Raw genomic sequence first — 8790 nt, 5'->3', positions numbered from 1 at the left:
CAAGGCCAAGGCCGACCACATCGTGATCGCCGGCCACGACGGCGGCACAGGCGCTTCGCCCTGGTCGTCCATCAAGCACTGCGGCACGCCGTGGGAGCTGGGCCTGGCTGAAACCCAGCAGACCCTGGTGCTCAACCGCCTGCGCGGCCGTGTGCGCGTGCAGACCGACGGCCAGATCAAGACCGGCCGCGACGTGATCGTGGGCGCCCTGCTGGGTGCCGACGAGTTCGGCTTCGCCACCGCACCGCTGGTGGTCGAGGGCTGCATCATGATGCGCAAGTGCCACCTCAACACCTGCCCGGTGGGCGGGGCCACGCAAGACCCGGTGCTGCGCCAGAAGTTCTCCGGCAAGCCCGAGCACGTCGTGAACTACTTCTTCTTCGTTGCCGAAGAAGCGCGTCAGATCATGGCCCAGCTGGGTATCAGGAAGTTCGACGACCTGATCGGCCGTGCCGACCTGCTCGACATGCGCAAGGGCGTGGAGCACTGGAAGGCTCAGGGCCTGGACTTCAGCCGCGTCTTCGCGCTGCCTCCGGTGCCTGCCGAAGTGCCTCGTCTGCATGTGTCTACGCAAGACCACGGTCTGGACAAGGCCCTGGACGTGCGCCTGATCGAGAAGGCCCAGCCCGCCATCCAGCGCGGCGAGAAGGTCCAGTTCATGGAAGAGGCCCGCAACGTCAACCGTACCGTTGGCGCCATGCTGTCGGGCGAGTTGATCAAGCACCATCCTGATGGCCTGCCTGATCAGACCGTGTTCATCCAGATGGAAGGCACGGGCGGTCAATCGTTCGGCGCGTTCCTGGCCAAGGGCATCACCCTGTACCTGATCGGTGAAGCCAACGACTACACAGGCAAGGGCCTGTCGGGTGGCCGCGTGGTCGTGCGCCCCAGCATCGACTTCCGTGGCAACGCCACCGACAACATCATCGTCGGCAACACCGTGCTGTACGGTGCCACCGAAGGTGAAGCCTTCTTCCGCGGTGTGGGCGGCGAGCGCTTTGGCGTGCGTCTGTCCGGTGCCACGGCAGTTGTCGAAGGCACGGGCGACCACGGTTGCGAATACATGACCGGTGGTACGGTCGTGGTGCTGGGCAAGACCGGCCGCAACTTCGCTGCCGGTATGTCCGGTGGTATCGCCTACGTCTACGACGAAGATGGCCAGTTCGCCAAGCGCGTCAACACCGCCCAGGTCTCCCTGGAGAAGGTGCTGCCAGCCGCCGAGCAAGCCGATGCAGGTATCCCGATGCACAAGGGTGTGGCCGACGAAGCTGCGCTCAAGAAGCTCATCGAAGACCACCATCGCTGGACCGGTTCGCTGCGTGCCCGCGAGATCCTGGACAACTGGTCGACTGCCATGGCCAAGTTCGTCAAGGTGTTCCCGCACGAGTACCGCCGCGCGCTGACCGAAATGGGCGCCAAGCAAGAAGCAACCGTCACCATCGCCAAGGCTAAGGGCGATGAGGGCAAGTCGAAGTCCGGCAAGGCCAAGGCCTGAACCGACGACGTGGAGTGAATTGAAATGGGAAAAGTCACTGGCTTTCTGGAATTCGAGCGGCTGGAAGAGGGCTACGAGCCCGTCGAAAAGCGCGTCAAGAACTACAAGGAATTCGTCATTGGTCTGAAGCCTGAAGAGGCCAAGATCCAGGGCGCACGTTGCATGGACTGCGGCACACCGTTTTGCAATAGCGGCTGCCCGGTCAATAACATCATTCCGGACTTCAACGATCTGGTTTACCGCAACGACTGGAAGAACGCGATCGAGGTGCTGCACTCGACCAACAACTTCCCCGACTTCACTGGTCGTGTCTGCCCGGCACCTTGTGAAGCCGCTTGCGTGCTGAACATCAACAACGACGCCGTTGGCATCAAGTCGATCGAGCATTCGATCGTTGACCGTGCCTGGGCCGAAGGTTGGATCAAGCCTCAGCCTGCTGCCGTCAAGACCGGCAAGAAGATCGCTGTCGTGGGCTCCGGCCCTGCCGGCATGGCTGCTGCTCAGCAGCTGGCTCGCGCCGGTCACGCTGTGACCGTGTTCGAGAAGAACGACACCATCGGTGGCTTGCTGCGTTTCGGTATCCCCGACTTCAAGTTCGACAAGTCGCACATCGACAAGCGCGTCAAGCAGATGGAAGCCGAAGGCGTGGTCTTCAAGACCAACACCATCGTGGGCGAGATGCCCAAGGGTTCCAAGGTCACCAACTGGGCCAAGGATACCGTCACCCCCGAGCAACTCAACAAGGAGTTCGATGCGGTGATCCTGGCTGGCGGCTCCGAGCAATCGCGTGACCTGCCTGTGCCCGGTCGTGACCTGGCTGGTATCCATTTCGCGATGGAGTTCCTGCCTCAGCAGAACCGCGTGAATGCGGGCGGCAAGGTCAAGGACCAGATCATGGCCACGGGCAAGAACGTGATCGTGATCGGCGGCGGCGACACGGGTTCCGACTGCGTGGGTACCTCCAACCGTCATGGTGCCAAGAGCGTGATCCAGTTCGAGCTGATGCCTCAGCCTCCCGAGCAGGAAAACAAGGAACTGACCTGGCCTTACTGGCCGATCAAGATGCGCACGTCTTCGAGCCATGAAGAAGGTTGCGAGCGCGAGTTCGCCATCGCCACGAAGGAATTCATTGGCGAAAATGGCAAGGTCACGGCTGTGAAGACGGTTCGCGTCGAGTTCAAGGACGGCAAGTTCATTGAAGTCGCCGGTTCCGAGCAGATCCTCAAGGCTGACCTGGTGCTGCTGGCCATGGGCTTCACCAACCCGGTGGAAACCATGCTGACCGGCTTTGGCGTCGAGAAGGATGGCCGTGGCAATGCCAAGGCTTCGACCGACGCTGGCGGCTACCGCACCAATGTGGCCAAGGTTTTCGCCGCCGGTGACGTGCGCCGTGGTCAATCGCTGGTGGTCTGGGCCATCCGCGAAGGCCGCCAGGCTGCCCGTGAGGTGGACGCATTCCTGATGGGCTCGACCACGCTGCCCCGATAAACACCGTTTATTGGCCTTTTGCCTGTTGTGCCCACCCATCGGGGCGACAGGCAGATGGCGCGTGAATACCCTATCATCGGAGGGGCCGGCACTACGCCGGCCCTTTTTCTTTTCTGCTCCACCACCTGTGTCCCCAGATGTCTGAACCAGACGCGTCCACACCGTTGCCCGAAAACGCCGTCGAGTTGCGCGCCGTGACTTGCGGCTATGGCGATCGGATCATTCTGGAGAACATCAGCCTGGTGGTGCCGCGTGGCAGCGTCGTCGCCTTGATGGGCACGTCCGGCGGTGGCAAGACCACCGTGCTGCGTTTGATCGGCCGCCAGATCAAGGCCTTGTCCGGGCAAGTGTTGGTCAATGGCCAGGATGTGGCCACGCTGGATGCAGAAGGTCTGATGGCCGCGCGACGTCGCATGGGCATGCTGTTCCAGTTCGGCGCCTTGTTCACCGATCTGTCCGTGTTCGAGAACGTGGCCTTCCCGCTGCGCGAGCACACCAATCTGCCAGAGTCCATCCTGCGTGATCTGGTGCTGATGAAGCTCAACGCGGTGGGCCTGCGTGGTGCGCGTGATCTGATGCCCAGCGAGGTGTCCGGTGGCATGTCGCGTCGTGTGGCCCTGGCGCGTGCCATGGCGCTGGATCCCGAGTTGATGCTGTATGACGAGCCCTTTGCCGGGTTGGACCCCATCTCCATGGGCATCGCCGCGCGCCTGATCCGTGAGCTCAACGACACCATGGGCCTGACCAGCATCGTGGTCTCGCACGACGTGGAGGAAACCTTCCTGATCGCCGATCACATCGTGCTGCTGGCCAATGGCCGCATCGTGGCGCAGGGCACACCCGCCGAGATGCGCGTCAGCGAAGATCCGCTGGTCAAGCAGTTCGTGCATGCCGCGCCCGATGGTCCGGTTCGTTTCCACTACCCTGCTGCCGAAGCAGGTCAAGATTTCGGGGTGCGCGGATGATCAACTGGCTCAATCCGGCCTATGTGGGGCGGGCCACCCGCTCCAAGCTGGCAGACATGGGCTATGGTGCCCGTCTGTTCCTGCGCTTGTTGATGACGCTGGGCGCCACCCTGCGTCGCCCACGCTTGCTGTCCGAGCAGATCTTCTTCCTGGGCAATTACTCGCTGGCCATCATCGTGGTGTCTGGCCTGTTCGTCGGCTTCGTGCTGGGCTTGCAGGGCTACTACATCCTGCAGCGCTATGGCTCCAGCGAAGCCTTGGGCCTGATGGTGGCCTTGTCACTGGTGCGTGAACTGGGGCCTGTGGTGGCAGCCTTGTTGTTTGCTGGTCGTGCAGGTACGGCTCTGACAGCCGGGATAGGCCTGATGAAAGCCGGCGAGCAACTGGCCGCCATGGAAATGATGGCGGTGGATCCGATTCAACGCGTGCTGGCACCTCGTTTCTGGGGTGGCGTGATCGCGATGCCCCTGCTGGGCGCGGTGTTCTCGGCTGTGGGTATTCTGGGCGGCTGGGTGGTGGGCGTCGTGATGATCGGCGTGGACGAAGGTGCCTTCTGGTCGCAGATGCAGAACGGCGTCGAGGTCTGGGCCGACGTCGGCAACGGCATGCTCAAGAGCGTGGTGTTTGGCTTGACCGTGACTTTCGTGGCGCTCTTGCAAGGCTACGAGTGCCAGCCGACGCCAGAAGGTGTGTCGCTGGCCACAACGCGTACGGTGGTGATGGCCTCGCTGGCCGTGCTGGCGCTGGACTTTGTGCTGACAGCCATGATGTTCTCGATCTGAGATCGGGCAGGGCTGCAAGGAAGAACAAGATGCAGAAATCAAAACATGATGTGTGGGTTGGCCTGTTCGTGCTGCTGGGCGCGGCCGCCATCCTCTTTCTGGCGCTCAAGGCCGGCAACCTGCTGACTTTGTCGTTTGACAGCGGCTACAACGTGGTGGCCCGCTTTGACAACATCGGCGGGCTCAAGCGTCAGGCGGCGGTCAAGAGTGCGGGTGTGGTGGTCGGTCGTGTGCAGTCCATCACCTTTGACACCAAGACCTATCAGGCGCAAGTTGAGATCGCCCTCAACAAAGGTGTGGCTTTTCCGAAAGATACGTCAGCCAAGATCCTGACCGCAGGGCTGCTCGGTGAGCAGTACATCGGTCTGGAGCCTGGTTATGGCGAGTCCAATCTGGTTGCTGGCGACACCATCAAGAGCACCCAGTCGGCCATCGTCCTCGAAAACCTGATCAGCCAGTTCCTCTACAGCAAGGCTGCTGAAGGGAGCGGTGGCAAGGAGGGGCAGAAGTGAACAGGAAAACCGCTTTGCTGGTCGGCTTGATGCTGGCTGGCGCTTTGCAAGGCTGCGCCACGCGCCAGAACCCCGATCCGCTGGAGCCCTGGAACCGCAAGGTATTCGGCTTCAACGAGTCGCTGGATGCCAATGTGCTCAAGCCTGTGGCTGAGGGCTACAAGGCCGTGACGCCAGAGCCGGTGCGCACGGCTGTCAGCAATTTCGTCGGCAACATCAAGGAAGTCTGGTCGACGGCCAACCTGTTTCTGCAAGGGCGCTTCAAGGACGGCACACTGGGCGTGATTCGGGTCTCGGTCAACTCCACCCTGGGCTTGGGTGGCCTGATCGACATCGCCACACCGATGCAACTGTACAAATCCAATGAGGATTTCGGGCAGACGTTGGGTGTATGGGGTGTCAAGCCTGGCGCTTACATCGTCTGGCCGGTGCTGGGGTCGTCCACCTTGCGCGATTCGGTCGGGATGCCTGGCGACATGTATTTCTCGCCATCGACCTTGGGCACGTATCCGCGAGAGGAAAACCTGCTGCGTGCCTTGCAGATCGTCAACGCACGCGCCAGTTACCTGAGTGCCACCAATCTGGTTGACGACGTGGCGCTGGACAAGTACTCGTTCGTGCGTGACGCCTTCCTGCAGCGCCGGCAAAACCTGATCTACGAAGGTGATCCGCCCGAGGAAGAGGAGCTGGATGACCCCTCTCAGCCTGAGAACGTGGCGCCACCTGCAGCAGGCGCCAGTGAAGTCGGTGCGGCATCTGGGCCTGCTGATGCACAGGTAAAGGTAGCGCAAGCCGAATCCGCCGCCAACCCATGGGCCATGTTCCCCTGATACCGGCGGGTCTGGCGTAAAGAAAGATAATCGAGGGCAACCAGGTCCACCTGGCGCGCTTTTGCCGCGTTAGTGGATGGAATGCTCTCCGAAAGGGACCACAACATGTCTTCCGTCAATGTCATCACTGTTCGTCTGATCGCGGCTGCCGCCTTGTCGCTGGCTGCGCTGTCGGGTGCATCTGCAGCAGCCGAGGCTGTCGCGACCACGTCTGCCGCCGCTTCCGCTCAGACGCCGGATGCCTTCATCAAGACCATCACCACCGAGGTGTTCGCCACGGTCAAGGGTGACAAGGCCATTCAGGCCGGCGATCTCCACAAGGTGATCCTGGTTGTCGACAGCAAGATCATGCCGAATGTGAACTTCACGCGCATGACGGCTACCGCCGTGGGCCGTGCATGGCGCCAGGCCACACCCGAGCAACAAAAGCGCCTGCAGGACGAGTTCAAGACTTTGCTGGTCTACACCTACGCGGGTGCCGTGGCCCAGATCAAGGATCAGGTCGTTGAGTACAAGCCCATGCGCAGCCGTCCGGAAGACACCGAAGTGGTGGTGCGTACCATCGTGCGCGGCAAGGGTGACCCGATCCAGCTGGACTACCGTCTGGAAAAGGCAGGCGACAGCTGGAAGATCTATGACGTGAACGTGCTGGGCGCCTGGCTGGTCCAGACCTACCAGAGCAGCTTTGCCCAGGAGGTCAATGCATCCGGTATTGATGGCCTGATCGCCAAGCTGGTCGAGCGCAACAAGCAACTGGCGACCAAGAAGGTCGCAGGCTGATTCGGGAACACCATGCTGCTTTTGCCCGCCGTCATCACGCACGCTGAAGTGCCCCATGTGCTGAGCCTGTTCAAGCAGACGCTGGACAAGGCCGCCAAAGGCAGTTCGGATGCAGCCATGCTGACGGTGGATGGCTCTGCCCTGCAGCGTTTTGATTCAAGCGCCTTGGCCGTGCTGCTGGAGTGCCAGCGCATGGCCCGCGCCAAGGGCAGGGCGTTTGCAGTGCAATCGCTGCCCCCGCGCCTGACGGAGTTGGCTCGCCTTTATGGCGTGGACGGCTTGCTGCAGTCGGCCTGATCGTTCAGGCCTCTTCGGCCCAGGCAAACCCATCACGCGCCACGAGGGCGCTGGCCGCAGGTGGCCCCCAGGTGCCGGCGGTGTAGCTGCGCACGGTGCTGCTGTCGTGTGCCCAGGTATCCAGAATCGGCTCCACCCAACGCCAGGCCTGTTCCTGCTCATCGGAGCGCACAAACAGATTGAGCCGGCCGGCCAGTGCATCCAGCAGCATGCGTTCGTAGGCGCCCACGCGATCGGTGGGGAAGGCCTTGTCGAAATCCAGGTCCAGCGACACGGGTGATAAGGTCTCGGGCAATGCACCCACGCCAGCCGATGCCACCGAACCCTTGGCGGCCAGCAGGTGCAACTCCAGCCCGTCCTCAGGCTGCAGCTTGATCACCAGCTTGTTGGCCGTGTGGGCGCCGGGAAAGATCGGGTGCGGTGTCGGGCGGAAGTTCACCACGATGTCCGCATGGCGGTCAGCCATGCGCTTGCCTGTGCGCAGGTAGAAGGGCACGCCCGCCCAGCGCCAGTTCTGTACCTCGCAGCGCAGGGCCACAAAGGTCTCCGTGTGGCTGCCCGCCGGCACCTTGTCTTCTTCCAGGTAACCCTTGACCGGCTGTCCCGCAATCGTGCCAGCGCGGTACTGACCACGCACCACATCGCGGTTCACCGTGGCGGCATCGAAGGGCTTGAGCGAGCGCAGCACCTTGAGTTTCTCATCGCGGATCGCATCCGCGTCGGCGCTGGAGGGGGGCTCCATCGCGACCATGGTCAGCAACTGCAGTGCATGGTTCTGGATCATGTCGCGCAGGGCGCCGGTGCGGTCGTAAAAATCGCCTCGCGTGCCCACGCCCAGCGTTTCTGCCAGCGTGATCTGGATGTTGGCGATGCTCTCGCGGCGCCACAAGGGCTCGAACAGCACATTGCCGAAGCGCAGCGCCATGAGGTTCTGCACCGAAGGTTTGCCCAGGTAGTGGTCGATGCGCAAGGCCTGGCGTTCAGTGAACACGGCGCGCACCGCCTGGTTGATGTCCTGCGCACTGGCCAGGTCGTGGCCCAGGGGCTTCTCCAGCACGACACGGATGCCCTCGTGATTGAGGCCGCAGGCACCCAGTTGCTGGCAGATGGTCGGGAACAGATGCGGGCTGGTGGCCAGGTAGATGACGGTGTTGTCAGTCTGGCGCTCTTGCAACCAAGCCTTGAGGCGCAGGTAATCAGCTGGCAGCGACAGGTCCATGCGCATGTAGTGGATCAGCGCCGAGAACTGGGCGTATTCGTCTTCCGTCGGGCGCTTGGCGCTGTCGGCGGCGCGCAGGCGTTCCTGCAGCCAGTTGCGGTAACTGGCGTCGTCCTGTTCGTCGCGGGCCACGGCGAGGATGCGGCCGTCGGCCGGCAATTTGCCATGGCGCCAGGCCTGAAACAGCGAAGGCATGAGCTTGCGCCAGGTCAGGTCGCCGGTTCCGCCGAAGAAAACGAGGTCAAAAGACATGCGCAGTTGCGAAAAATGGTCAGTCTGACTATCCGCTTGAGGGGTAGTACCGAACTTTGTCACCGAATTGGACTCAGAATAAAGGGAACAATAAGGCAAATTCACCGCTGCAGTCTGTGTATTCAGTACTGGATAAGCCGGTGTATTTTTGACACGCCAACAAAAACACC

At 62.0% G+C, this 8790-nt stretch carries 9 protein-coding genes; 8 read left to right on the top strand and 1 reads right to left on the bottom strand.

Going from position 1 to position 8790, the window contains the following annotated elements:
- From HY836_RS07375 to HY836_RS07340, 8 genes are all read left to right on the top strand, one after another.
- A partial coding sequence (locus HY836_RS07375; protein ID WP_290675046.1) for a glutamate synthase-related protein occupies positions 1-1495 on the top strand: 1495 nt, incomplete at its 5' end.
- Positions 1496-1519: 24 nt separating this feature from the next.
- Positions 1520-2983 carry a glutamate synthase subunit beta gene (locus HY836_RS07370; protein ID WP_290675044.1) on the top strand — a complete coding sequence of 488 codons (1464 nt, stop codon included), beginning with the start codon at positions 1520-1522 and terminating at the stop codon, positions 2981-2983.
- Between the two features lie 137 nt (positions 2984-3120).
- The gene (locus HY836_RS07365; RefSeq protein WP_290675042.1) at positions 3121-3948 is read left to right on the top strand and encodes an ABC transporter ATP-binding protein; all 828 of its coding nucleotides are present in this window, start codon (positions 3121-3123) and stop codon (positions 3946-3948) included.
- Entirely contained in the window at positions 3948-4730 is a 783-nt protein-coding gene (gene mlaE, locus HY836_RS07360) for a lipid asymmetry maintenance ABC transporter permease subunit MlaE (RefSeq protein ID WP_290675073.1), read from the top strand. The genes HY836_RS07365 and mlaE overlap by 1 nt, the downstream gene beginning before the upstream one ends.
- Before the next feature lie 29 nt (positions 4731-4759).
- Positions 4760-5242 carry an outer membrane lipid asymmetry maintenance protein MlaD gene (gene mlaD, locus HY836_RS07355; RefSeq protein ID WP_290675040.1) on the top strand — a complete coding sequence of 161 codons (483 nt, stop codon included), beginning with the start codon at positions 4760-4762 and terminating at the stop codon, positions 5240-5242.
- Positions 5239-6072, top strand: coding sequence for a VacJ family lipoprotein (locus HY836_RS07350; RefSeq protein WP_290675038.1), 834 nt, complete (start codon positions 5239-5241; stop codon positions 6070-6072). The genes mlaD and HY836_RS07350 overlap by 4 nt, the downstream gene beginning before the upstream one ends.
- Before the next feature lie 105 nt (positions 6073-6177).
- On the top strand, positions 6178-6852 hold the full coding sequence (locus HY836_RS07345; protein ID WP_290675036.1) for a phospholipid-binding protein MlaC: 675 nt from the start codon (positions 6178-6180) through the stop codon (positions 6850-6852).
- Positions 6853-6864: 12 nt separating this feature from the next.
- Complete coding sequence (locus tag HY836_RS07340; RefSeq protein ID WP_290675034.1) at positions 6865-7149, top strand: STAS domain-containing protein; 285 nt, start codon at positions 6865-6867, stop codon at positions 7147-7149.
- A 4-nt stretch (positions 7150-7153) separates the two neighbouring features.
- Here HY836_RS07340 and zwf read toward each other — a convergent pair whose 3' ends face one another.
- Positions 7154-8620 carry a glucose-6-phosphate dehydrogenase gene (gene zwf / locus HY836_RS07335; protein ID WP_290675032.1) on the bottom strand — a complete coding sequence of 489 codons (1467 nt, stop codon included), beginning with the start codon at positions 8618-8620 and terminating at the stop codon, positions 7154-7156.
- Positions 8621-8790 lie beyond the last annotated feature (170 nt).

Origin of the sequence: Aquabacterium sp., assembly GCF_016234775.1 — a bacterium.
GTDB lineage: Bacteria > Pseudomonadota > Gammaproteobacteria > Burkholderiales > Burkholderiaceae_C > Aquabacterium.
Note: the sequence above shows the minus strand (reverse complement) of the source record. Positions and strands in the feature narration are given on the sequence as shown.

What these genes read in the sequence shown, in the direction of transcription:
- HY836_RS07370 (WP_290675044.1), top strand. Translation starts at nt 1,520, where the DNA reads ATGGGAAAAGTCACTGGCTTTCTGGAATTCGAGCGGCTGGAAGAGGGC.
- HY836_RS07365 (WP_290675042.1), top strand. Translation starts at nt 3,121, where the DNA reads ATGTCTGAACCAGACGCGTCCACACCGTTGCCCGAAAACGCCGTCGAG.
- mlaD (WP_290675040.1), top strand. Translation starts at nt 4,760, where the DNA reads ATGCAGAAATCAAAACATGATGTGTGGGTTGGCCTGTTCGTGCTGCTG.
- HY836_RS07345 (WP_290675036.1), top strand. Translation starts at nt 6,178, where the DNA reads ATGTCTTCCGTCAATGTCATCACTGTTCGTCTGATCGCGGCTGCCGCC.
- HY836_RS07340 (WP_290675034.1), top strand. Translation starts at nt 6,865, where the DNA reads ATGCTGCTTTTGCCCGCCGTCATCACGCACGCTGAAGTGCCCCATGTG.
- zwf (WP_290675032.1), bottom strand. Translation starts at nt 8,620, where the DNA reads ATGTCTTTTGACCTCGTTTTCTTCGGCGGAACCGGCGACCTGACCTGG.